The sequence below is a fragment of the Nocardia sp. NRRL WC-3656 genome (genome assembly GCF_000720265.1).
Taxonomy (GTDB): Bacteria; Actinomycetota; Actinomycetes; order Mycobacteriales; family Mycobacteriaceae; genus Nocardia; species Nocardia nova.
The window spans coordinates 128,966-151,767 of the sequence record NZ_JOJF01000013.1; the positions used below are offsets into that span (position 1 = coordinate 128,966).

The 22,802-nt window shown below is 65.2% G+C and carries 22 protein-coding genes and 4 tRNA genes; 25 read left to right on the forward strand and 1 reads right to left on the reverse strand.

All coding sequences use genetic code 11. The features are described from left to right. Nucleotides 1-105: 105 nt before the first annotated feature. A complete protein-coding gene (htpX, locus tag IG65_RS0118950) occupies nt 106-984 on the forward strand; it encodes a zinc metalloprotease HtpX (protein WP_030516271.1) in 879 nt (292 codons plus the stop codon). On the opposite strand, the gene IG65_RS0118955 is transcribed toward htpX, so the two are convergent. Next, the gene (locus IG65_RS0118955; RefSeq protein WP_030516272.1) at nt 981-1,472 is read right to left on the reverse strand and encodes a YajQ family cyclic di-GMP-binding protein; all 492 of its coding nucleotides are present in this window, start codon (nt 1,470-1,472) and stop codon (nt 981-983) included. The genes htpX and IG65_RS0118955 overlap by 4 nt on opposite strands. A gap of 163 nt (nt 1,473-1,635) precedes the next feature. Between IG65_RS0118955 and IG65_RS0118960 the strand changes: the two genes are divergently transcribed. From IG65_RS0118960 to rpoB, 24 genes are all read left to right on the forward strand, one after another. After that, nucleotides 1,636-1,716 (forward strand) — tRNA-Tyr (locus IG65_RS0118960). Nucleotides 1,717-2,056: 340 nt separating this feature from the next. Next, a tRNA-Thr gene (locus IG65_RS0118965) sits at nt 2,057-2,129 on the forward strand. Between the two features lie 77 nt (nt 2,130-2,206). Beyond that, a tRNA-Met gene (locus IG65_RS0118970) sits at nt 2,207-2,279 on the forward strand. Nucleotides 2,280-2,325: 46 nt separating this feature from the next. Continuing rightward, nucleotides 2,326-2,496, forward strand: a complete 171-nt coding sequence (gene rpmG, locus IG65_RS0118975) for a 50S ribosomal protein L33 (protein ID WP_011211653.1) — start codon at nt 2,326-2,328, stop codon at nt 2,494-2,496. 219 nt (nt 2,497-2,715) lie between these two features. Beyond that, nucleotides 2,716-3,786 carry a fused (3R)-hydroxyacyl-ACP dehydratase subunits HadA/HadB gene (locus IG65_RS0118980; RefSeq protein WP_030516273.1) on the forward strand — a complete coding sequence of 357 codons (1,071 nt, stop codon included), beginning with the start codon at nt 2,716-2,718 and terminating at the stop codon, nt 3,784-3,786. A gap of 240 nt (nt 3,787-4,026) precedes the next feature. Beyond that, nucleotides 4,027-4,099: transfer RNA gene (locus tag IG65_RS0118985), tRNA-Trp, on the forward strand. Nucleotides 4,100-4,130: 31 nt separating this feature from the next. Continuing rightward, the gene (gene secE / locus IG65_RS0118990; RefSeq protein ID WP_030516274.1) at nt 4,131-4,547 is read left to right on the forward strand and encodes a preprotein translocase subunit SecE; all 417 of its coding nucleotides are present in this window, start codon (nt 4,131-4,133) and stop codon (nt 4,545-4,547) included. 141 nt (nt 4,548-4,688) lie between these two features. Then, a complete protein-coding gene (nusG, locus tag IG65_RS0118995) occupies nt 4,689-5,495 on the forward strand; it encodes a transcription termination/antitermination protein NusG (RefSeq protein WP_030516275.1) in 807 nt (268 codons plus the stop codon). Between the two features lie 70 nt (nt 5,496-5,565). After that, nucleotides 5,566-6,000, forward strand: coding sequence for a 50S ribosomal protein L11 (gene rplK, locus IG65_RS0119000; protein WP_030516276.1), 435 nt, complete (start codon nt 5,566-5,568; stop codon nt 5,998-6,000). 94 nt (nt 6,001-6,094) lie between these two features. Next, on the forward strand, nt 6,095-6,808 hold the full coding sequence (gene rplA / locus IG65_RS0119005) for a 50S ribosomal protein L1 (RefSeq protein ID WP_030516277.1): 714 nt from the start codon (nt 6,095-6,097) through the stop codon (nt 6,806-6,808). A 428-nt stretch (nt 6,809-7,236) separates the two neighbouring features. Then, nucleotides 7,237-7,791 carry a 50S ribosomal protein L10 gene (rplJ, locus tag IG65_RS0119010; protein ID WP_030516278.1) on the forward strand — a complete coding sequence of 185 codons (555 nt, stop codon included), beginning with the start codon at nt 7,237-7,239 and terminating at the stop codon, nt 7,789-7,791. A gap of 75 nt (nt 7,792-7,866) precedes the next feature. Next, a complete protein-coding gene (gene rplL, locus IG65_RS0119015; RefSeq protein ID WP_030516279.1) occupies nt 7,867-8,253 on the forward strand; it encodes a 50S ribosomal protein L7/L12 in 387 nt (128 codons plus the stop codon). Between the two features lie 236 nt (nt 8,254-8,489). Further along, a complete protein-coding gene (locus IG65_RS0119020; protein ID WP_051756448.1) occupies nt 8,490-9,578 on the forward strand; it encodes an ABC transporter ATP-binding protein in 1,089 nt (362 codons plus the stop codon). Between the two features lie 11 nt (nt 9,579-9,589). After that, entirely contained in the window at nt 9,590-10,384 is a 795-nt protein-coding gene (locus tag IG65_RS0119025; RefSeq protein ID WP_051025193.1) for an ABC transporter permease, read from the forward strand. Nucleotides 10,385-10,425: 41 nt separating this feature from the next. Then, complete coding sequence (locus tag IG65_RS0119030; protein WP_086006975.1) at nt 10,426-11,253, forward strand: ABC transporter permease; 828 nt, start codon at nt 10,426-10,428, stop codon at nt 11,251-11,253. Nucleotides 11,254-11,335: 82 nt separating this feature from the next. Then, on the forward strand, nt 11,336-12,691 hold the full coding sequence (locus tag IG65_RS0119035) for an MCE family protein (RefSeq protein WP_030516283.1): 1,356 nt from the start codon (nt 11,336-11,338) through the stop codon (nt 12,689-12,691). Continuing rightward, nucleotides 12,688-13,767, forward strand: a complete 1,080-nt coding sequence (locus IG65_RS0119040) for an MCE family protein (RefSeq protein ID WP_030516284.1) — start codon at nt 12,688-12,690, stop codon at nt 13,765-13,767. Before IG65_RS0119035 ends, IG65_RS0119040 begins: the two co-directional genes overlap by 4 nt. Then, a complete protein-coding gene (locus tag IG65_RS0119045) occupies nt 13,767-14,777 on the forward strand; it encodes an MCE family protein (protein WP_030516285.1) in 1,011 nt (336 codons plus the stop codon). The genes IG65_RS0119040 and IG65_RS0119045 overlap by 1 nt, the downstream gene beginning before the upstream one ends. Continuing rightward, entirely contained in the window at nt 14,777-16,063 is a 1,287-nt protein-coding gene (locus tag IG65_RS0119050) for an MCE family protein (protein ID WP_081879585.1), read from the forward strand. The genes IG65_RS0119045 and IG65_RS0119050 overlap by 1 nt, the downstream gene beginning before the upstream one ends. Further along, nucleotides 16,060-17,298, forward strand: a complete 1,239-nt coding sequence (locus IG65_RS0119055; protein WP_030516287.1) for an MCE family protein — start codon at nt 16,060-16,062, stop codon at nt 17,296-17,298. Before IG65_RS0119050 ends, IG65_RS0119055 begins: the two co-directional genes overlap by 4 nt. After that, entirely contained in the window at nt 17,295-18,536 is a 1,242-nt protein-coding gene (locus IG65_RS0119060; RefSeq protein ID WP_030516288.1) for an MCE family protein, read from the forward strand. The genes IG65_RS0119055 and IG65_RS0119060 overlap by 4 nt, the downstream gene beginning before the upstream one ends. Nucleotides 18,537-18,585: 49 nt before the next feature. Continuing rightward, nucleotides 18,586-19,317 (forward strand): hypothetical protein, encoded by a 732-nt coding sequence (locus IG65_RS0119065; RefSeq protein ID WP_156055681.1) that lies wholly within the window; start codon nt 18,586-18,588, stop codon nt 19,315-19,317. A 13-nt stretch (nt 19,318-19,330) separates the two neighbouring features. After that, nucleotides 19,331-20,092 (forward strand): hypothetical protein, encoded by a 762-nt coding sequence (locus tag IG65_RS0119070; protein ID WP_030516290.1) that lies wholly within the window; start codon nt 19,331-19,333, stop codon nt 20,090-20,092. Nucleotides 20,093-20,600: 508 nt separating this feature from the next. Next, on the forward strand, nt 20,601-22,802 hold a 2,202-nt coding region (rpoB, locus tag IG65_RS0119075), incomplete at its 3' end, for a DNA-directed RNA polymerase subunit beta (RefSeq protein ID WP_036525155.1).

The following is a 22,802-nucleotide window of genomic DNA, read 5'->3' on the forward strand; positions in this document are numbered from 1 at the left end:
GACGGGGTGCACGGACAGCCGGTTCGCGCTGGTGTGATCGATATCGCAGCGCGGAGAGCCGGACCGCGGGCGGAACCCGAGTTCGCCGCCGATCGTTGATCCGACATGCATGGTTACGCGAACGGTTTGAAGACCTTCGGGCTCATGGTGGGCCTGTCGGCACTGATCGTGTTCGCAGGTGCGATGTTCCGCAACCCCACGATTCTGATCATCGCCATCCTGCTGGCCGTGGGCATGAACGCCTACGCCTATTTCAGCAGCGACAAGCTGGCCCTGCGGGCCATGCACGCGCAGCCGGTATCCGAACTCGAAGCGCCCGTGATGTACAAGATCGTGCGCGAGCTGGCTACCACCGCGCGCCAGCCCATGCCGCGGCTGTACATCAGCCCGACGAACGCGCCCAACGCGTTCGCCACCGGTCGCAACCCGCGCCATGCGGCGGTGTGCTGTACCAGCGGCATCCTGCAGATCCTCGACGAACGGGAACTGCGCGCGGTGCTCGGCCACGAACTGTCGCACGTCTACAACCGCGACATCCTGATCTCCTCGGTGGCCGGCGCCCTTGCCGCGGTCATCTCCGGCCTCGCCAACCTGGCCTTCTTCGCGAGCATGTTCGGCGGCGGCAGTCGCGACGGTGAAGGCACGAACATCCTCGGCGTGTTGTTGGTCTCACTGCTGGGCCCGATCGCCGCCACCCTGATCAAACTCGCCGTCTCCCGGTCCCGCGAGTACCAGGCCGATCAGGACGGCGCCGAACTCACCGGCGACCCGCTGGCCCTGGCCTCGGCGCTGCGCAAACTCGAACGCGGCACGCAGGCCGCGCCGCTGCCGCCCGAGCCGCAGCTGACCGCGCAGTCACACCTGATGATCGCCAATCCCTTCCGGGCGGGCGACAAGATGGCGCGCTGGTTCTCCACCCACCCGCCGATGGGCGAGCGCATCCAGCGCCTCGAGCACATGGCCGGCGGGCCCCGCAGGTACTAGCGGTAGTTGACGAACTGCAGGGCCACGTCCAGGTCCGCACCCTTGAGCAGGGCGATGACGGCCTGCAGATCGTCGCGCTTCTTACCGCTGACCCGCAGTTCGTCGCCCTGGATCTGCGCCTTCACGCCCTTGGGGCCCTCGTCGCGGATCTTCTTGGCGATCTTCTTCGCGTTCTCCGGGGAGATGCCCTGGACCAGGGTGCCGGTGATCTTGTAGGTCTTGCCGGAGGCCGCCGGCTCGCCCGCGTCGAAGGCCTTCAGCGAGATGTCGCGGCGGATCAGCTTCTCCTTGAACACCTCCAGCGCCGCCTTCACCCGTTCCTCGGATTCGGCCGACAGCACGATCTTCTCTTCACCCGACCACTCGATGCTCGCACCCGTGCCGCGGAAGTCGTAGCGGGTGTTGAGCTCCTTGGCCGCCTGGTTGAGGGCGTTGTCGACCTCCTGCCGGTCGACCTTGCTGACGACATCGAATGACGAATCGGCCACGCTGCGCTCCTGTCTGACGGCTCACATTTCACCCGGAACTCCGGTAGGGAACTTTCTACCCCGGCCGCCGCGCAGCGGTCACGGCACCCCCGCTGGCCAGCCGGTTTGCATCCGGGCGCCCTGGTCGTTGTATTCTGCTCTGCGCGCTGGCAACAGTGCGAAAGGCGGATTGCCCGAGTGGCCAAAGGGAGCTGACTGTAAATCAGCCGCGCAAGCTTCGGAGGTTCGAATCCTTCATCCGCCACCCTCTCAGGGCTCCTCCTACTCGGGAGGAGCCCTCGTCATTTTCGAGGGTGATTTGTGGGGGCCCGGCCCCCACACCCCCACGCCGGGAGGGCTTCGCCCCCGGACCCCCCTTCCAGCTGGTGGCGTTTCTCGCGTCGGTTGCGTTCCCGAGCGGTCGTTCTCGGTCCTAACACCGTTCGGTGCAACCTCGGGGGATCGTTCGTTCGCGGCGGCGGAGCCGGTGCAGAAAATACGGCTCTTACCAGCTGGTTTGGTAACTATGCTGGGGAGTGTGTAACCTCGTTCAAGGCTTCAGCGCCCCGGGTTCGAGGATTCGAGTTCGGAGCGAATGTAGCCATGCCCCCTTAGCTCAGTCGGCAGAGCGTTTCCATGGTAAGGAAAAGGTCAACGGTTCGATTCCGTTAGGGGGCTCGCCGGATTGCCGGTGGTGACCGACTCGGCACTCCACACAGAGCCGAACCTGGTTCCGCCCGCATTGCCGCGCATATGGCGGTGTAGCTCAGGCGGTAGAGCAAACGACTCATAATCGTTGTGTCGCCGGTTCGAGTCCGGCCATCGCTACCCATACTGATTGACCCTCTAGGTTGACCGGAAAGAAGGCATAATCGTGGCCGCGAAGTCCACCGATGTCCGGCCAAAGATCACCTTGGCCTGCGAGCAGTGCAAGCATCGCAACTACATCACCAAGAAGAACCGGCGCAACGACCCGGATCGTCTGGAGCTGAAGAAGTTCTGCCCGAACTGCGGCACCCACCGGGCGCACCGCGAATCTCGCTAGATCTCATCGCGTGCACGCTGCCGCGCGCGAAGTCGGCGCCCGGATCCAGGGAGGTCTGTCGATGACCTTCCCGGATATTCGTGGACCGCGCCGACCCATGCAGCACTCCATGCCGGAGCAGGTTTCCCGACCCGCTCCGGCATTTGCTGTACATGCGGTAGTTTCACGCTCCGCAGACTCCCGGTAGCGGAGTCAGATAGGGACCTACTTTCCGTGACAATCAACACCGGAACCGATGCCGTGGACGCGCAGACCGCCGACAGTGAACCGTTCGACCCCTCGGCCCACGCCGCCGCCATGGTCGGGCACCACTACCGCGTCGACGACTACTACGAGGTCGGGCGCGAGAAGGTGCGCGAGTACGCACGCGCGGTGCAGGACTACCACCCCGTGCACTGGGACGAGAGCGTCGCCCGCGACTACGGCCACGACGGCCTGCTCGCACCGGTGACATTCATCTCCCTGGTCGGCATCCTGGCCCAGCGCAAGCTGTTCGAGCAGGTCGTCACGGGTTACGACCTGAGCCAGATCATGCAGACCGACCAGATCCTGGAATTCCACCGCCCGATCCGGGTCGGCGACCAGCTCACCTGCGACGTCTACCTGCACTCGTTCCGGCAGGCCTTCGGCGGCGACATCATCGTCACCAAGAACATCGTCACGGCGCAGAACGACGAGCTGGTGCTCACCACCTACACCACCCTGGTCGGCCGCAGCGGCGGTGACGTCGATCCCAACATCGCCGACGCGGTCCGCAACATCCTCATGCACGGCATGGGTGAGGCCCCCGACCGTCCCACCGCCGAGCCGCCCATCACCGCGCCCCCGGTGCCGGTGACCACCGTTCCCGAGGTCACCGTCAGCAGCCACACGCGCTCGTTCGACAGCGTGGCCGTCGGCGACGAGCTGCCGGCTCGCGTCGTCCGGCTCACCCGCGGCGATCTGGTGAACTACGCCGGCGTCTCCGGTGACGCGAACCCGATCCACTGGAGCGACGAGGTCGTGGCACTCGCCGGCCTGGACAACGTGGTCGCGCACGGCATGCTGACCATGGGCCTGGGCGGCGGATTCGTCACCTCCTGGCTCGGTGATCCGGGCGCGGTGAAGGAATACAACGTGCGGTTCACCAGCCCCGTCTACGTGCCCAGCGATCATCCGGCCGAGGTCGAATACACCGGCAAGGTGAAGTCGGTGGATCCGGAGAACCGCACCGCCGTGATCGCGATCGTCGCCAAATCCGGCGGCCGGAAGATCTTCGGACGTGCGACCGCGACGGTGCAGCTGGCATGATGGTCGGCGGGCCGGTAAGCCGCTTCGCGGTGGCGGACGGCCCGATTGGCTATCCGCCGGGGCGGTAACGTACACTCGGATTTCTGGGGTCGCCAGCCACTGCGCGCTGCTCTGAGGGGCTGGTTCCGGGCGGGTGACCGCCGGGGCCGGCACACCGGCGGAGCGGCGCGCGTGTTGTGTGGCCCCGGGTTGGCACAACTGAATAAGCACCGTGCTGGATGACATTGCGATTCCAGCCGAAGGGGCGTAGCTCAATTGGCAGAGCAGCGGTCTCCAAAACCGCAGGTTGCAGGTTCAAGTCCTGTCGCCCCTGCACTGGATGCCAGCGACGAGAGAGGGTTCACGTGAGCGACGAGCGGGACATTCGCCACGGCGCGCATGCCGCCGATGACGAAGACACCGCTGCGGTCAGCCGGCCGAGTGGTAAGCGGTCGACTCGCCGGGCTCGCGCCGGATCCTCCTCGGACACCGGCTCCGTCGCCACGATCGACCGTGGTGACAGCTCGGATTCGGCATCGCGTAAGGCGTCCAAGTCGGCGGGGAAGAAGAAGACCGCCGAACGCGGTCGGGGCAATCCCTTCAAGCGTCTGGTGAAGTTCCTGCGGGAAGTCATCGCGGAACTGCGCAAGGTGATCTGGCCCAACCGCAAGCAGATGGTCACCTATACAAGCGTTGTCCTGGTGTTCGTGATCTTCATGGTCGCGTACATCAGCGGGTTGGACCTGGCGTTCATCAAGGGTGTCAACTGGCTGTTCGGCTAGCTGACCGGGTGCGTCAGGAGCGGAGCCTGCGGAGCGACCCATGGGCGCTGCTAGCCGTCCGCCACGCGAGGACGGAAACCATCCGCCGGATTCACCGCCGGCGTAGTGGATGTACGTGACGACACAGGAAGCGAGTGCCCAGTGAGCACCCCGGAGAACGGCACAACCGACGAGTTCCCGGTCGACGACGAGGCGGCGGAGACGGCCGTCGACGAGGCGACCGTCTCGGACGGTACCGAGGCGTCCTCCGGCGAAGTCGCGGGCGACACCGATACCGACGTATCCGCGGAGCCCGCGGCACCGGAAGAGCCTGCCGACCCCGTCGCCGAGATGAAGGCCGCGCTGCGTCGCGCCCCCGGTGACTGGTACGTCATCCACTCCTACGCCGGTTACGAGAACAAGGTGAAGACCAACCTCGAGACCCGCGTGCAGAACCTGGGCCTCGAGGACTACATCTTCCAGGTCGAGGTGCCGACCGAGCAGGTCACCGAGATCAAGAACGGCCAGCGCAAGAACGTGCAGCGCAAGGTGCTGCCCGGTTACATCCTGGTCCGGATGGATCTCAACGACGAATCGTGGGGCGCGGTCCGCAACACCCCCGGCGTCACCGGCTTCGTCGGCGCCACCTCCCGCCCGTCGCCGCTGACGATCAACGACGTGGTCAAGTTCCTGGTCCCGGCCGAGCAGCAGCAGAAGAAGCCGGCCGCCGCCGCGGCGGGTGCCGCCGCGTCCACGTCGGAGACCGTCACCGAGGCCGCGGCCAAGCCGGCCATCGAGGTCGACTTCGAGGTCGGCGAGTCGGTCACCGTCATGGACGGCCCGTTCGCGACGCTGCCGGCCAGCATTTCCGAGGTCAACGCCGAACAGCAGAAGCTGAAGGTGCTGGTGTCGATCTTCGGTCGCGAGACCCCGGTCGAACTCGCCTTCACGCAGGTCGCGAAGATCTAAGACTTCCGGGGTTCCGCCCCCGGGACAGGCTTACGGAAGTCCGTAAGGAACCTAAACCAAGGAAAGAAAGATGCCCCCCAAGAAGAAGAAGGTCGCCGGGCTCATCAAGCTCCAGATCCAGGCCGGTGCGGCCAACCCGGCCCCGCCGGTGGGTCCCGCGCTGGGTCAGCACGGCGTCAACATCATGGAGTTCTGCAAGGCGTACAACGCCGCGACCGAGTCGCAGCGCGGCAACGTCATCCCGGTCGAGATCACGGTCTACGAAGACCGCTCGTTCGACTTCAAGCTGAAGACTCCGCCCGCCGCCAAGCTGCTGCTGAAGGCCGCCGGTGTGCAGAAGGGCTCCGCCGAGCCGCACCGCAACAAGGTCGCCACGGTCACCATGGACCAGGTCCGTGAGATCGCCAAGACCAAGCAGGAAGATCTGAACGCCAACGACATCGATCAGGCGGCCAAGATCATCGCGGGTACCGCTCGCTCGATGGGTATCACCGTCGCCGACTGACGGTCCCCGTCTCCGCCGGTGACCGGCGGGATGTGCGTGGGAGGGACGGCCAGTCCCGACAACCACTTCTGACTTACGAACAGGACAGAGAATCATGGCAAAACGAAGCAAGGCTTATCTCGAGGCGGCCGCCAAGGTCGACCGCTCCCAGCTCTACACTCCGCTGTCGGCCACCCGGCTGGCGAAGGAGACCGCGACCACGAAGACCGACGCGACCGTCGAGGTCGCCGTCCGTCTGGGCGTCGACCCCCGCAAGGCCGACCAGATGGTCCGCGGCACCGTCAACCTGCCGCACGGCACCGGTAAGACCGCGCGCGTCATCGTGTTCGCGGCCGGCGAGAAGGCCGCCGAGGCCGAGGCCGCCGGTGCCGACGCCGTGGGCGCCGAGGATCTGATCGAGCGCATCCAGGGCGGCTGGCTGGACTTCGACGCCGCGATCGCCACCCCGGACCAGATGGCCAAGGTCGGCCGCATCGCGCGTGTGCTGGGCCCCCGCGGCCTGATGCCGAACCCGAAGACGGGCACGGTCACCACCGATGTGACCAAGGCCGTCAACGACATCAAGGGCGGCAAGATCAACTTCCGCGTCGACAAGCAGGCCAACCTGCACTTCGTGATCGGCAAGGCCTCCTTCGACGAGAAGAAGCTGGTCGAGAACTACGGCGCCGCGCTGGAGGAGATCCTGCGTGTGAAGCCGTCGACCGCCAAGGGGCGCTACGTCAAGAAGGTGACGATTTCGACGAACACCGGACCGGGCATCCCGGTGGACCCGAACCGCACCCGCAACCTCACCGAAGAGGACGCGTAAGCGTAGGTAGCTTTCGAATCCGAAGGGCCGGTAGGGATTTCCCCGCCGGCCCTTCGGCATTTCGGGAATTGCGGCGGAGTAGAGGCCTGCAGAAACGGCCGATTTTGGGTTTCAGCTGCTCATCCGCTATTCTGTACTGCGGTCGCTGACCAGTTTGGCGATCACCCCCAATCGTTCTACCGAAGACCGTTGGTTGCTGCCGTCAGGCAGTCGAAGGTCCGGCGATATTGCCGGCGGCCCACGCAGGGAGAGCCGAGGTGAGGGACGACATATGGGCCGTGTGTTCATGTCGAGTTTCCTGTGCGCCCCGGGACCACTCTGCGTCCGGGGCGTTTGCTTTGTCGCCGGGTCGACGTAGCCTCCCCGGGCCCAGCCTCCGTGAGTCGGTAGTTCATCGCAGAACCGACCATCCAGAGAGGAGGCGAAGTATGGCGAAACCAGAGAAGGTCACCGCGGTCGCGGAGATCACCGAGCAGTTCAAGAGCGCTACGGCCACCGTGGTCACGGAATACCGTGGTCTGTCGGTCGGCAGCCTCACCCAGCTGCGTCGTGCGCTGGGCAGCAATGCCACCTACTCCGTCGCCAAGAACACCCTGGTCAAGCGTGCGGCCGCCGAGGCGGGCGTCGAAGGCCTGGATGACTTGTTCGTCGGTCCGACCGCGATCACCTTCATCACCGGTGAGCCGGTCGACGCCGCCAAGGCCCTCAAGACCTTCGCCAAGGACAACAAGGCGCTGGTCATCAAGGGTGGCTACATGGACGGCGCCCCGCTGTCGGTCTCCGAGGTCGAGCGCATCGCCGACCTGGAGTCGCGCGAGGTGCTGCTGGCCAAGCTGGCCGGCGCCATGAAGGGCAACCTGACCAAGGCGGCCGGCCTGTTCGCCGCGCCGGCCGGCCAGGTGGCTCGCCTGTTCGCCGCGCTCGAGGACAAGCAGCGCGCCGCGGGCGGTGCCGAGGCGGCTCCCGCCGCCGACGCCGAATAAGCCGACACGAACAAGTCGACAAACCAACTCTTATCTCCCCGCCGACGCGGGGATGAACTACCGAAAGGAAACACCATGGCCAACGTGGACGAGCTGCTCGAGACCATCGGCAACATGACCCTGCTGGAGCTCTCGGACTTCGTCAAGAAGTTCGAGGAGAAGTTCGAGGTCACCGCCGCCGCTCCGGTCGCGGTTGCCGCTGTCGCCGGTGGCGCTGCCGCCGGTGGCGCCGAGGCCGCCGAGGAGCAGGACGAGTTCGACGTCATCCTCGAGGGTGCCGGCGACAAGAAGATCCAGGTCATCAAGGTCGTGCGCGAGATCGTCTCCGGCCTGGGCCTGAAGGAAGCCAAGGACCTGGTCGAGGGCGCCCCGAAGCCGATCCTGGAGAAGGTCGCCAAGGACGCCGCCGAGGCCGCCAAGGCCAAGCTGGAAGACGCCGGCGCGAAGGTTTCCGTCAAGTAATTTGCGGTAATCGAGTCCGGAAAAGGGCGGTCCCGTTGCGGGGCCGCCCTTTTCGCATTTCCGTGGTGAATGTTGTGAACCGCCGCGACCAGCTCATTACCGTCGACATTTCTACCGACCAGTCAGGTAGGGTGTCCTGCACCAGCGGCATGCGATACAGTGGCCGCACCCCAGTGTGACGCGTCACACCGCGCTGAAATACGGTGACGCGGCCATGGGCGCTCGTCAGAAGAAATATGGAGGTCGGCGTGGGCGTCGAAGTCAGGACCGAAGGTGTTACGAAATCTTTCGGGTCCCAGCGGATTTGGCAGGATGTCACTCTGACTCTGCCCACGGGGGAAGTCAGCGCTCTGCTCGGCCCCTCCGGTACCGGTAAGTCGGTGTTCCTGAAGTCGCTGATCGGTCTGCTGCGCCCCGAGCGCGGCTCGATCTACATCGACGGCACCGACATCACCACCTGCTCCAACAAAGAGCTCTACGAGATCCGCAAGTTGTTCGGCGTTCTGTTCCAGGACGGCGCGCTGTTCGGTTCGATGAACCTGTTCGACAACGTGGCCTTCCCGCTGCGCGAGCACACCAAGAAGAGCGAATCCGAGATCAAGCAGATCGTGATGGAGAAGCTCGAGCTGACCGGTCTGCTCGGCGCCGAAGGCAAACTGCCCGGCGAGATCTCCGGTGGTATGCGCAAGCGTGCCGGCCTGGCCCGCGCGCTGGTGCTGGACCCGCAGATCATCCTCGTCGACGAGCCGGACTCCGGTCTGGACCCGGTGCGTACCACCTATCTGTCGCAGCTGCTGATCGACATCAATGCGCAGATCGACGCGACGATTCTGATCGTTACCCACAACATCAACCTGGCTCGTAGCGTGCCCGACAACATCGGCATGCTGTTCCGCCGCCAGTTGGTCATGTTCGGCCCGCGCGAGGTTCTGCTGACCTCCGAGGAGCCGGTGGTCAAGCAGTTCCTCAACGGCCGCATGGTCGGTCCGATCGGTATGTCGGAGGAGAAGGACGAGGCCCAGATGGCGCGCGAGCAGGCGCTCGCCGACGCCGGCCACTACGACAACGGCACCGAGGAAATCGAGGGCATCATCCCGCAGATGAAGGCCACCCCCGGTATGCCCGTGCGCCAGGCCGTGGAACGCCGTCGCCGCCGCGTACTCGAGATCATGCACACGCTGCCGCATCAGGCGCAGGTCGCGATCCGCGAGTCGATGGAGGAGAACGGCGATACACAAGTCCTGCCGGCCTACACGAGTAACGCTCCGCAATATCAGGGCGGCACGTACGACACCACCGTGCGACACGACACAACCAACGGGTAACATACGCAACCGTGAATCAACCCCTGGCACGGCTGCGCACTCCGGTCGAGTCGGGATTTGCGCAGGCCGGCAACATATTTGCGCTGCTCATTTCCGTGGCACGCAACACCCTGCGCAGGCCTTTCCAATGGCGTGAGTTCATCGAGCAGTCGTGGTTCATCGCGAGTGTCTCGATCCTGCCCGCCGCACTGGTGGCAATCCCGTTCGGCGCCGTTGTGGCATTGCAGACCGGTTCACTTATCAAGCAGCTCGGTGCTGAATCCTTCACCGGCGCAACCAGTGTGCTGGCAACCGTGCAGCAGGCCGCTCCCGTCGTCACCGCGCTGATCATCGCCGGTGCCGCGGGTTCGGCCGTCGCTGCCGACCTCGGCTCCCGCACCATTCGCGAAGAGATCGACGCGATGGAGGTGCTCGGCATCGATCCGGTGCAGCGCCTCGTCGTGCCGCGCGTCCTCGGCATGATGCTGGTGGCGCTGTTGCTCAACGGCCTGGTTTCGGTGGTCGGCATCTGCGGCGGATATTTCTTCAACGTGTTGCTGCAGGGCGGAACTCCGGGCGCCTACCTGGCGTCGTTCTCCGCGCTGGCGCAGCTCCCGGACCTCTGGATCGGTGAATTCAAGGCACTTATCTTCGGATTGCTCGCGGGCGTGATCGCCGCATACAAAGGTTTGAATCCCAAGGGGGGACCGAAAGGTGTTGGTGACGCGGTGAATCAATCCGTGGTGATCACCTTCCTGGTGCTCTTCTTCGTCAATCTGCTGCTGACGTTGGTGTACCTGCAGGTCGTCCCGGCCAAGGGTTCGTGACGATGGTTGTTTCCCAGCGTTCTCCGATCTTTTCGAGGCGGATGCGCCGAGTAGGCGCTGCGCTCAAGTCGCCGGTGAACGTCATCGATCGCGCGGGCGATCAGATGTCGTTCTATTCCAAGGCGATCGCGTGGATTCCGCGCACGGTCGTGCATTACCGCAAGGAGGTCATGCGGCTGCTGGCCGAGGTGACCTTCGGTTCGGGTGCACTCGCGGTCATCGGCGGCACCATCGGCGTCGTGGTGATGATGTCGGCCTCGGTCGGTGTGGTCGTCGGCCTGCAGGGCTTCAAAGCGCTCGACGCCCTGGGTAGTTCGGTGCTCACCGGCTTCCTGACCGGCTACATCAATACTCGCGAATTGGCGCCGCTGGTCGCGGCATTGGCATTGTCGGCGACGGTCGGCTGTGGTTTCACCGCGCAATTGGGTGCGATGCGAATTTCCGAGGAAATCGACGCGCTCGAGGTGATGGCGGTGCCCGGCGTTCCGTTCCTGGTGACCACGCGCGTGATCGCCGGATTCGTCGCGGTCATTCCGCTCTACATCGTCGGCCTGCTCGGCACGTTCATAGCGTCCAGGCAGATCAGCGTGTGGTTCAACGGGCAATCCACGGGATCGTACGACCACTATTTCGGTCTGTTCCTGCCACCCGAGGACGTGCTGTATTCGTTCGTGAAGGTGCTGGTGTTCGCCTTCGTGATCATCCTGATCCATTGCTATTACGGCTTCAACGCCACCGGCGGCCCGGCCGGCGTGGGCGTGGCCGTGGGCCGCGCGGTGCGTGCGTCGATCGTGCTGGTGAACATCCTCGACTTCTTCCTCAGCCTGGCGATCTGGGGTACGACGACAACAGTGCGGGTCGCGGGATGAGCGGACAGGGCCGCGGCGCGACCGACGGGTTCGGAGGCGGCAGCGTGCGTAACCACGCAGAACGGTCCCGAAAGGTGGGAGCATGAGCGCGCGCAGTGTGCAATTCTGGCGCTCTACCGAGAAACTCCGCATCCGCACGCTGGGCATCGTGTTCTTCGTGGTGATGGCGCTGTTTCTCGGTACGACGATCGCGTCCTACAACAAGGTGTGGGTCAAGGTCGTCAAGGTGGATCTGATCACCGATACCGTCGGAAACGCGTTGACCCGCAACGCGGATGTGAAAGTCCGCGGGGTCAATGTCGGCGAGGTGCGGTCCAGTGAATCCGCGAACGGCAAGGTGACGCTGCACCTGGCGATCGATCCGGACAAGGCCTCCAAGATCCCGTCAAATGTGACGGCTCGGCTGCTGCCGAAGACCCTGTTCGGTGAGCGTTATGTCGACCTGGTCTGGCCCGAGCAGCCCAGCCCCAAGCATCTGCAGGCGGGGATGACGCTGTACCAGGACGCCAGCGGCAACGCGGTCGAGGTGAGCCAGCTGCTGGATTCGATCATGCCGCTGCTGCAGGCGATTCCGCCGCAGTATCTGGCCTCGACGCTGGGCGCGCTCTCGCAGGCGCTGGGCGGTCAGGGTGAGGAACTGGGCCACACCATCGATCGGCTGGACGACATCTTCCGCGATATCAACGGCGTGATGCCGCAGCTGCAGGACGACATCCACACCTTCGCGACGGTCGCCGACACCTATTCGGATGCGTTGCCGCAGCTGGTGGATGCCTTCGACAATCTGCGCACGCTGAATGCCACCATCGTGCAGAAGCGTTCGCAGTTGGACACGCTGTACTCGGTCCTGACCCCGACGTCGTCGAAGACCGCCGATTTCCTGACGGCCAACCACGACAACATCATCGACATCGCGGCCGATTCGCGGGGCGCGCTGGAACTGCTGGCGACGTACTCGCCGGAATACGCCTGCACGATGAAGAACTTCGCGCAGCTGAAGCCGCGCATCGACAACATCTTCGGCAAGGGCACCGACACCCCGGGCTCGCGCGTGACGATCGAGATCACCAATCCGCGTGGTCGTTATCTGCCGAATCAGGACGAGCCGCGCTGGCTGGACACGAACCGGCCGCCGGCATGCTTCCCCGAATATCCGCTGGGCGTGGACCCCGGTCAGTACCCGACCGGATCGGCCAACGACGGCTCCTACCAGCCGCCGACCCGTAATCCAGGCGACCAGAACATCGGTCAGCTGCCCCCGGCACAGTTCTCGGTTTACGGCGCGCAGAGCGCGACGAGTATGGGTTCGCCCGCCGAACAGCACACCCTGGGTGCGATCTACGGTGCGGCGAACGGGGTTTCGCCCGATCAGGTGCCCGGCTGGGTGAGCCGGATCGGCGCCCCCGCGATGCGTGGAAGTGAGGTGAGTGTGCGATGAAGGCAAAGTTGCGTGGTCTGGGCGGGCCCCTGACCAAACTGGGCATCTTCGTGCTCGTGACAGTGCTCGCGACCGCGTTGCTGGCGCTCACCATCGCCAACTATTCCGGCGGCGGCACCGAGTTCAAGGCGCGGTTCAGTGATGTGACGTCGCTGAACAAGGGCGACGAGGTGCGCATCGCCGGTGTGCGGGTCGGCAAGGTGACCAAGGTGTCGGTCGTCGACCGCAACCTGGCGGAGGTGCATTTCCAGCTCACCGACCGGGATTGGCTGCCCGCCTCCACCACCGCGACCATCCGCTACCGCAACCTCGTGGGACAGCGGTACATCGCATTGGAGCAGGGCGCCGGACAGCAGGGCCGCAAGATCACCGAGGGCGCCACGATTCCGCTGGAGCGGACCAAGCCCGCGCTGAATCTCACCACCCTGTTCAACGGTTTCCGGCCGCTGTTCCAGACGCTGTCGGCCGAGGACGTGAACAAGCTGTCCTACGAGATCATCCAGGTCTTCCAGGGTGAATCGGGCACGATCACCGATCTGGTGCGCAACACCGCGAGCCTGACGAACAAGATCGCCGACAAGGATGCGGTGATCGGCGAGATCGTCAAGAACCTCAACCAGGTGCTGGATGCGGTCAACGCCCGCGACGGACAGCTCAACGATCTGATCGTCAATACCGAGGCGCTGGTCAGCGGGCTCAATGCCGAACGTGGCACGATCGGCTCGGCGGTGCAGTCGCTGGGCAATCTCGCCTCGGCGACCGCCGATCTGCTGGTTCCGACCCGGCCGACCCTGCAGGGTTCGATCGCCGGTCTGAACCAGTTGACCGGGACCCTGAACGATCGCTCCGGCGAGGTGAACCAGGCACTGGAGAATCTGCCGATCAAGATGGAGAAACTGGGTCGGGCGGCCAGCTACGGCTCGTGGTTCCAGTTCTATCTCTGCGGTATCGATATCGTCGCCGGCCCCGGGGTGCAGGATGCGCCGCAATTGAACCTGCCGGCCCAGATGCCGACAGTGAATCAGCCGGTCTACACCAACCCGGCTCCGCGCTGTCACGGGAAGGGTGGCCGCTGATGGAAGACCGGGTTCTCTTCGGCAGGCGCAGCCCGGCGTTCATGGGCGGGCTCGGCCTGTTCATGGTGTTGCTGGTCGCGCTGTCGGCGTTCTTCTTGGACAAGCTGCCGATCATCGGCGCGAGCACCAGCTACACCGCGGAATTCTCCGAGGCGGCGGGCCTGAAAAAGGGTAACGAGGTTCGCATCGCGGGCGTGAAGGTCGGCGATGTGTCCGACGTGCGCCTCGACGGCGACCGGGTGCTGGTCGACTTCCGGACCAAGGACGCGTGGATCGGCGATGCCACCACCGCGTCCATCCAGATCAAGACCCTGCTCGGGCAGAAGTATCTGGCGCTGGATCCCAAGGGTTCCGACCCGGCCGATCCGGACAAGCGAATCCCGTTGTCGCGCACGGTTTCTCCATACGATGTGGTCGAAGCCTTCACCGACGCCGCGTCGAGTATCGAGAAGACCGACACCGCGCAGCTGGCCACCAGCTTCCGGGTGCTCTCGGATGCGTTCTCCGGCACCCCGCCGGAGATCCGCGGCTCGATCGCCGGCGTCGCCCGGTTGTCGGAGACGCTGGCCAAGCGCGACGAAGAGCTCAAGCACCTGTTCAACGCGACCAACAAGACCACCAAGGTGCTCGCCGATCGCAACGAGCAGTTCGAGCGGTTGCTGGCCAACGGCGGTCAGCTGCTGGCCGAGTTGAACGTCCGCCAGCAGGCCATCTCGCAGCTGCTCAACGGAGCGAAAACCGTTGCCGCCGAATTGAGTGCGCTGGTGCACGACAACGAGCAGCAGATCGGTCCGGCGCTGACCAATCTGAAGAAGTCCATCGACATGCTCAACGACAATCAGCAAAACATCTCCAAGACGCTGAAGCTGGCGGCGCCGTTCTACGGCCTGTACGCCAACGTGCTGGGTAACGGGCGCTGGTTCGACGCGGTGATCGTCAACCTGATCCCGCCGGCGCTGCCGGAGATTCCGGGTAACCGCCCGCCGATCCGCACTCTGGGAGGCAACTGATGCAGGCTGCTCTCGGTAAGGGATCGCGCCGGGATCCGCTGACCGCGATCCGGGAATCCGGCCGCGGCACCAAGATCGCTCTCGCCCTCGGCACGGTTGCCGTGGTGGTCCTCGCCGGTGTGCTGTGGTGGGTGTTCAGCAGTTACAACACCACTAAGATCACCGCCTACTTCGACAAGTCGATCGGCATCTACGAGGGCTCCGAGGTGCGCATCCTCGGTGTCCCGGTGGGCAAGGTCGATTCGGTGACGCCGCAGGGTGATCAGGTGAAGGTCACCATGCACGTCGACCGGAAATACGACATTCCGGCCGACGCCAAGGCCGCTCAGATCACGCCGTCGGTGGTGTCGGACCGCTACATCCAGCTCACGCCCGTCTACAAGGGCGGGCCGAAGATGCCGCGCAACGCCACCATCCCGCGTGACCGCACGGCGACCCCGGTCGAGGTCGACCGGCTGTACAAGAGCATCCAGGAACTGTCGGATGCGTTGGGGCCCAACGGCGCCAACAAGGACGGCGCGGTGAACGAGCTGGTCCGCACCGGTGCGGCGAATCTGACCGGAAACGGCGACGCGCTGGCCAACAGCTTGACCCAGCTCTCGCACGCCGCCCGGTATCTGTCCGATGCCCGTGGTGACATCTTCGACACGATCAAGAATCTGCAGGTCTTCGTGCACACCCTGGCGGTCAACGACCAGCAGGTGCGCGAATTCAACACGCAGCTGGCGGATCTGGCCGGATTCCTCTCCGGTGAGCGGGAAAACCTCGGGCAGGCACTGAATCTGCTGTCGATCGCGCTCGGCGATGTCGCTCGGTTCATCGACAACAACCGGGATCTGGTGGCCGACAACGCCGACGCGCTGACCAAGCTGACCCAGACGCTGGCCGACCAGCGCCAGGATGTGGCGAACGCGCTGCCGGTGCTGCCGCTGGCGCTGAGCAACCTGATCAACATTCACAACGGTGAATCCGGCACGCTCGACATGCGCGCCAACTTCACCGATCTGCAGAACCCGTTCGGCGCCGTCTGCAAGATGCTCGACCTCGGCCAATTGCGGCCGGGCGACCCGAAATTCGATGCGATCAGCCGGCAGATGCGCCCGATTCTGGATCAGTGCAAGGTGATCACCGATCAGATCAAGGACGGTGTGCAGACACCGTCGCTGGTGTTGCCGTTCGGCATCCTCAGCGGTGAGAACATCCAGAAGACCCCGGCTCCCGGCAGCGTTCCGGGGACCCCGTCGGACCGGCAGCCGCCGTCGCAGCAGGAAGGTGGCCAGCGATGACGCCCTTCGCATTCCGCAGGACGGCCCGCGGACTGGGTGCCGTCGCGGTGGTCGGCGTGACCGCGGTGCTGGTGGGCTCGTGCTCGTCGGACGGTATCTACAGCGTGCCGCTGCCCGGCGGCGCCGATGTGGGTGACCACCCGATGCATATCGACGTGCGATTCGACGACGTCCTGGATCTGGTGCCGCAGTCGGCGGTCAAGGTCGAGGGTGTGCCGGTGGGCCGGGTGGAGTCCATCGACGTCGCCCCGGACGGCTGGACCGCCAGTGTGCACACGGTGGTCAACTCGTCGGTGAAGCTGCCCGCCAACGCGCACGCCGAGGTGCGGCAGTCCAATCTGCTCGGTGAGAAATTCGTCGAGCTGTCGGCGCCGAAGGACGAGGCCTCGCCCGATCGGTTGAAGGACGGCGCGGTCATCTCCGTCGACCGGACCCGGCACGCGGTGGAGATCGAACAGGTTCTCGGGGCGCTGTCGCTGCTGCTCAACGGCGGTGGCGTGGCGCAGCTGCAGCCCATCGTGGTGGAACTGAACAAGGCGCTGGCCGGCCGGGAGAACCGGGTGCGGTCGCTGCTGGATCAGGCCGACACCCTCATCGACGGCCTCAACCAGCAGGTTGCCGATATTCAGCACGCGCTCGACAGCCTGGGCACCTTGTCCAGCCGGGTGGGGCAGCAGTCCGATCAGATCGGCAAGATCCTCGACGAGCTGCCGGCTGGTATCAAGATTCTCGACGAGCAGCGGCCGCAGCTGATCGGTTTGCTGAAGCAGCTCGACCGGGTCGGTCAGGCCGGCGTCGACGTGCTGGACCGGTCCAAGGACAACCTGATCCGCGATCTGCAGTCGCTGCGACCGACGCTGCAGGAGCTGGGCCGGTCGGCGCCGGATCTGGTGACCGCCTTCCCGCTCATTCCGACTTACCCGTTCCCCGACGAGGCGATCAAATCGACCTTCGGTGGTTCGGTGAACACCTGGCTGTCGGTGGACACGCAGATCGGCGTCCTGATGTCGAATCTCGGTGTGGGCAAACCGGATCCGGTGTACATCCCGCCGAAGTACGGGCCGCCGGTGCCGGTGGATCCGACCAATCCGTATTACAACGGCAACGGCCCGCGGCCGGGCTGGCCGACGGTATCGCTGGTGCCGCTGCCGCCGACGGTGGTGGCGCCGGCCCCGGCCAAGCCGGGTGACCCGATCGGGTCGATTCTGGATCAGTTGGGAGTGAAGCCGCGATGAGTAGATTGGTGCGCTACCAGCTGGTCGCCTTCGCGGTGATCGCCGTGCTCGGCGTGGTTTTCGTCGGCGCGAAGTACATCCACCTCGACCACATGCTCGGCTTCGGCCAGTATCAGGTGAAGGTGAAGGCGAAGACCACCGCCAACCTGTCCAAGGGCGCCGAGGTGACCTATCGCGGTGTGCCGGTCGGGCGGGTGGACTCGCTCGATGTCACCCCCGACGGTGTGATGATCTATCTGGAGCTGGATTCCGGGAAGCCGAAGGTCCCGGCCAGCGCCAAGGCCGTGATCGCCAACCGCTCGGCGATCGGTGAGCAGTACATGGATCTGGTGCCGGATACGGCGAAGGGTCCCTACCTGCGCGACGGTTCGGTCATCGACGGCGCCGAGACCCCGATTCCGGTCGAGGATCTGCTCGCCAGCGTCAACCACTTCTCGAGCACGACGGATCTGACGGCGTTGAGCACGACCGTCACCGAACTCGGTAAGGCCTTCGACGGACAGGGCGACAACCTGCGCGTCCTCGTCGATTCGCTGAACAAGTTCTCCCAGACCGGCATCGGGGCGCTGCCGCAGACCGTGCAGCTGATTCGGGACGCTCAGACCGTGCTCGGCACCCAAGCCGATCAGTCTCCGGCGATCCGGACCTTCAGCGACGGCCTGGATCGGCTCGCGGTGCAGCTGCGGGCCAACGATCCCGATATCCGGCGGTTGATCGGCACGGGCGCCGACGCCGGCGACCAGATCGGCAAGCTGCTCGATCAGAGCGCGCAACCGCTGACCACGGATCTGTCGAACCTGCGGCTGCTGCTGCAGGCGGTGTCGCCGCAGACCTACACGCTGAAGCCGCTGCTGCAGATGCTGCCGCTGCTGTCGGTCGGTGGTTCGGCGACCGCGCCCGGCGACGGTACGACCCACTTCGGCCTGGTGCTGGAAACCAACAATCCACCGGCCTGTACCGTCGGGTACGAGGGAACTCAGCGCATTCTCGACCAGATGAAGGCGCAGAACCCCAATTTCGACGACACCCGTGACGATTTCCCGTTCAACACGGACGCGAAATGCACGGTGCCGTTCGGAAGTCCGACCGACGTCCGCGGCGGCGCGCGTGCGCAGTACGCCGATCCGAATGTCCCGCAGCCGTGGGATTCCAAGCCCAAGACCGATCCGGACAAGCTCAACCTGAGCCCCGTCGCCATCCAGCTGGCCACTCTCATCGGAGTGACCCCGAAGCGGTGAGGCGGGCACGGAGGCAAGTCCGGAAAACCGACGACGCTAGGGTGTCGCTGTGAGTTCTGATCTGCCCAACCCCTCCTCGCAACCTGCGGTGGCGCCGCCGGACGATGCCGAAAAGGCGGTAGCTGATCCGTCGCCGGCTGCCGCCCGGCCCGGCTCCTCGACGCTGCGCACGGTCGTGACCTCGGTCGCGGCGGTGTGGCTGGTGGCGGCGCTGGTGCTGGCGGCCTGGTTCGGCGCCGGCTGGGTGCGCGCGATGTGGTTCACCGACGGTCCGCGCGCCGATGCGCGCGATACCGCGCTGGATGCGGCCCGGCAGGCGGCGATCAACCTCACCTCGATGAATCCCAGCGATGTCGAGGGGTCGATCACCACCATGCGGTCCTCGATGACCGGCGACATGCTGACCCAGCTGAACGAGAACCACGACCGCATCAAGGATGCCGCCGAGAAGTCGAAGACCAAGATCGACAGCAAGGTGCTGGGCGCGGCGCTGAGCTCGCTGGACAGTGAGCGCGACAAGGCCTCGGCGATCGTGGTGCTGAAACTCACGCAGACCGCGCCCAACGTTCCGGTGCAGTCCTTCCGGGCCACCTGGACGCTGGATATGAAGAAGGACGGCGACACCTGGAAGGCCGAGCAGGCCAATTCGCTCGGCCAGCTGGTGTCGCTGGACACCCCCGGTCCCGCCGGGGCGGCACAGCCGCCCGCGAACGGAAACGCCGCGCCGGCGCCGGCGCCGGCGAATCCGTCCGAGGCGCCCGCCCCCCAGCCGGGATCGTAGGAGAGGTACACCGATGGCATCCCGTCCGCCGATCAACAAGGTTTCCCCCCGGCTCACGCCCGGCGATCGCTCGTCCGACGCCGCCGATCGCACGATCCGGCGTCGCGGCGCGGCCGATCGCGCCGCATCCGGCGGGAAGTCCGCCAAGCCCGCCGGTAAGTCCGCGAAAGCCAAATCACGCACCAAGACTGTGCGCGCGGGTGCCGCGGGCACTCGTCCGGCTCCGCCGGTGGCGTCGCGCCGGCCCCGGAAGTTGCCGCGTCCCGGCCGGCTGCCGCGTCCCGCGTTGGCCACCTGGGGTCTGGCCGCGGGACTGATCGTGGCGAGCCTGCTGCTGACGGCGTTCGCCGTCGTCGCGGCCTTCGAGCCGGGGGTGGACGACGGCAACAAGGCCTTCGTCGACACCAAGGCCACCCAGGAAGTGACCGCGGCGGCCGACAACGCGCTCAAAACGGTCTATTCCTACGACGTGAAGACCGTCGGCGGCTACAAGGACGCCGTGCACAAGGTCGTCACCGGCAAGATGCGCGGCGATTTCGACAAGTTCGCCGATACGACGATCTCCGCGATTCAGCAGGCGCAGTCGACCGCGCAGGCCACCCCGGATCCGATCGGTGTGACTTTGCTCACTGATGACCGGGCGGAACTGCTGGTGAATCTGACCGTGAGCGCGACCAAGAACGGCGCTCCGCAGGAGAGCGCATCGGGTCCGATTGTGTTGCACATGCAGAAGGTGGACGGTCACTGGCTGGCGAGCGAGATCGCCGACCGTTGAGTGGCCCAGACGGATTCGGAAGTATGTTCGAGCCCGTCACCTGCGGAATCTTCCCAGCTCAGCGGCGGATATTCGCCCGCGTGACGGTGTGATTCGCCAGCGCCACAGGGGATCTCGCAGTTATCGAGGTGGTCTCGCCACTTGACGACTTACGTCCGAACCGTCACGCTATTCACAACAGCGGCAGCTGTGACAGGGTCGAGTACCCAGGTCGAGGCGCCGCCGGAGACTCGAACGCAGCCAGCGGAAGCGGGTCCGGCGCGCCGAACATCCGGAACTCGGTTCGGATGGTACTTTGACACCCCTTCTTCGTGGGTGTAGGTTTGGACTTTGCGCTGGCTGCCTCCTGTCCATTCCTTGATCGCATCACGAAAGTTCCACCGTTGAGGTGTTACTTCCGTTGTTTGCTGTTCGGGTTTTGTCCGGGTTGTAACCAGCAGAACTCGTAGCAGACAAGCGACGGTCGCTTGGTGTCTTGTACGTACAGGCACCGGGCGACGCGCGTGAGGTGCTGGAAGGACGCATCTTGGCAGTCTCCACCCAGACCAAGGCCGGTATTCCCGGAGCCCCGAAGCGGGTGTCTTTCGCGAAGATTCGTGAGCCCTTGGAGGTTCCGGACCTTCTCGATCTACAAACCGAATCGTTCGCGTGGCTGGTCGGTGCCCCCGATTGGCGTGAGCGGGCCATCGCCCGGGGCGACGCCAGCCCGGTCGGTGGGCTGGAGGAGGTGCTCGAGGAGCTCTCGCCGATCGAGGACTTCTCCGGTTCGATGTCCCTGTCCTTCTCCGATCCGCGCTTCGAAGAGGTCAAGGCCTCGATCGATGAGTGCAAGGACAAGGACATGACCTACGCGGCACCGTTGTTCGTGACCGCGGAGTTCATCAACAACAACACCGGTGAGATCAAGTCGCAGACGGTCTTCATGGGTGATTTCCCGATGATGACCGACAAGGGCACGTTCATCATCAACGGCACCGAGCGCGTGGTCGTATCGCAGCTCGTGCGTTCGCCGGGTGTGTATTTCGACGAGTCCATCGACAAGGGCACCGAGAAGACGCTGCACAGCGTCCGTGTCATCCCGTCGCGCGGTGCGTGGCTGGAATTCGATGTCGACAAGCGCGACACCGTCGGTGTGCGTATCGACCGCAAGCGTCGTCAGCCGGTCACCGTGCTGCTGAAGGCGCTGGGCATGACCACCGAGGAGATCACCGAGCGTTTCGGTTTCTCCGAGATCATGCTGTCGACCCTGGAGAAGGACAACACCGCCGGCCAGGACGAGGCGCTGCTCGACATCTACCGCAAGCTGCGTCCGGGCGAGCCGCCGACCAAGGAGTCCGCGCAGACCCTGCTGGAGAACCTGTTCTTCAAGGAGAAGCGCTACGACCTGGCTCGTGTGGGCCGCTACAAGGTCAACAAGAAGCTGGGCGTCAACGCCGGCGAGCCGATCACCGGTTCGACGCTGACCCGCGAGGACATCGTCGCCACCATCGAGTACCTGGTGCGTCTGCACCAGGGCGACAACTCGATGACCGTGCCCGGCGGCGTCGAGGTCCCCGTCGACGTCGACGATATCGACCACTTCGGCAACCGTCGCCTGCGTACCGTCGGCGAGCTGATCCAGAACCAGCTGCGCGTCGGCCTCTCGCGTATGGAGCGGGTCGTGCGTGAGCGCATGACCACCCAGGACGTCGAGGCGATCACCCCGCAGACCCTGATCAACATCCGCCCGATCACGGCGGCGATCCGGGAGTTCTTCGGCACCTCGCAGCTGTCGCAGTTCATGGACCAGAACAACCCGCTGTCGGGCCTGACCCACAAGCGTCGTCTGTCGGCGCTGGGCCCGGGTGGTCTGTCCCGTGAGCGCGCCGGCCTGGAAGTCCGCGACGTGCACCCCTCGCACTACGGCCGCATGTGCCCGATCGAGACCCCGGAAGGCCCGAACATCGGCCTGATCGGTTCGCTGTCGGTGTACGCGCGGGTCAACCCGTTCGGCTTCATCGAGACCCCGTACCGCAAGGTGGAGAACGGCCGCGTCACCGACGAGGTCAAGTACCTGACCGCCGACGAGGAGGACCGGCACGTCCGGGCCCAGGCGAACTCGCCCGTCGACGCCGACGGCAACTTCCTCGACGACCGCGTGCTCGCCCGCCGCGGTAACGAGGAGATGGAATACGTCTCCCCGGCCGAGGTCGACTACATGGACGTCTCCCCGCGCCAGATGGTGTCGGTCGCGACCGCCATGATTCCGTTCCTCGAGCACGACGACGCCAACCGCGCCCTGATGGGTGCGAACATGCAGCGTCAGGCCGTGCCGCTGATCCGTTCCGAGTCGCCGCTGGTCGGCACCGGTATGGAGCTGCGTGCCGCGGTGGACGCCGGCGACGTGGTCGTCAACGAGAAGCCGGGTGTGGTGGAAGAGGTTTCGGCCGACTACATCACCGTCATGCACGACGACGGCACTCGTAAGAGCTACCGGATGCGGAAGTTCGCCCGCTCCAACCAGGGCACCTGCGCCAACCAGCGTCCGATCGTGGACGAGGGCCAGCGGGTCGAGCACGGCCAGGTTCTGGCCGACGGCCCGTGCACCGAGAACGGTGAGATGGCGTTGGGTAAGAACCTGTTGGTGGCGATCATGCCGTGGGAGGGTCACAACTACGAGGACGCGATCATCCTGTCGCAGCGTCTCGTGGAGGAGGACGTGCTGACCTCG

Excerpts from the sequence above, each read along its gene's own strand:
- htpX (WP_030516271.1), top strand. The coding sequence starts at position 106 with ATGCATGGTTACGCGAACGGTTTGAAGACCTTCGGGCTCATGGTGGGC.
- rplK (WP_030516276.1), top strand. The coding sequence starts at position 5,566 with ATGCCCCCCAAGAAGAAGAAGGTCGCCGGGCTCATCAAGCTCCAGATC.
- rplA (WP_030516277.1), top strand. The coding sequence starts at position 6,095 with ATGGCAAAACGAAGCAAGGCTTATCTCGAGGCGGCCGCCAAGGTCGAC.
- rplJ (WP_030516278.1), top strand. The coding sequence starts at position 7,237 with ATGGCGAAACCAGAGAAGGTCACCGCGGTCGCGGAGATCACCGAGCAG.
- rplL (WP_030516279.1), top strand. The coding sequence starts at position 7,867 with ATGGCCAACGTGGACGAGCTGCTCGAGACCATCGGCAACATGACCCTG.
- IG65_RS0119020 (WP_051756448.1), top strand. The coding sequence starts at position 8,490 with ATGGAGGTCGGCGTGGGCGTCGAAGTCAGGACCGAAGGTGTTACGAAA.
- IG65_RS0119030 (WP_086006975.1), top strand. The coding sequence starts at position 10,426 with ATGCGCCGAGTAGGCGCTGCGCTCAAGTCGCCGGTGAACGTCATCGAT.
- IG65_RS0119035 (WP_030516283.1), top strand. The coding sequence starts at position 11,336 with ATGAGCGCGCGCAGTGTGCAATTCTGGCGCTCTACCGAGAAACTCCGC.
- IG65_RS0119040 (WP_030516284.1), top strand. The coding sequence starts at position 12,688 with ATGAAGGCAAAGTTGCGTGGTCTGGGCGGGCCCCTGACCAAACTGGGC.
- IG65_RS0119045 (WP_030516285.1), top strand. The coding sequence starts at position 13,767 with ATGGAAGACCGGGTTCTCTTCGGCAGGCGCAGCCCGGCGTTCATGGGC.
- IG65_RS0119050 (WP_081879585.1), top strand. The coding sequence starts at position 14,777 with ATGCAGGCTGCTCTCGGTAAGGGATCGCGCCGGGATCCGCTGACCGCG.
- IG65_RS0119055 (WP_030516287.1), top strand. The coding sequence starts at position 16,060 with ATGACGCCCTTCGCATTCCGCAGGACGGCCCGCGGACTGGGTGCCGTC.
- IG65_RS0119060 (WP_030516288.1), top strand. The coding sequence starts at position 17,295 with ATGAGTAGATTGGTGCGCTACCAGCTGGTCGCCTTCGCGGTGATCGCC.
- IG65_RS0119070 (WP_030516290.1), top strand. The coding sequence starts at position 19,331 with ATGGCATCCCGTCCGCCGATCAACAAGGTTTCCCCCCGGCTCACGCCC.